This is a genomic window from Acetonema longum DSM 6540 (assembly GCF_000219125.1).
GTDB lineage: Bacteria > Bacillota > Negativicutes > Sporomusales > Acetonemataceae > Acetonema > Acetonema longum.
In genome coordinates this window covers 1-279 of sequence record NZ_AFGF01000059.1, presented here as the reverse complement: position 1 = coordinate 279, position 279 = coordinate 1, and the positions used below count along the sequence as shown (strand labels likewise).

1 protein-coding gene is annotated in these 279 nt (G+C 59.9%); it reads left to right on the top strand.

Annotated elements, in window-relative coordinates; all coding sequences use genetic code 11:
• Positions 1–102: 102 nt before the first annotated feature.
• The coding region (locus ALO_RS23765; protein ID WP_413788494.1) for a hemagglutinin repeat-containing protein at positions 103–279 on the top strand (177 nt) is incomplete at its 3' end.

Below are 279 nucleotides of genomic sequence, written 5' to 3'. Positions count from 1 at the left end.
ACCGAAGACGCCGACGGCCTAGCCACCGTCACCACCGACACCTATCACCACCAGAAACTAGACGCCGTAGCCGGCAGCAGCCTCTCCGGCAACACCCTCGTCATCAAAGCCGGAGACGACGTAGCCATCCAGGGCTCCGAGGCCGCAGCCAAGCAGGATGTCACCCTCAGCGGCGACAACGTCACCATCCAGGCGGCAGAAGAAAACAGCGGGAATGAATACAGGGAATCCGTCAAGAAATCCGGTTTCTCCCTCTCCTTTGACGGAGGCATCAATGTC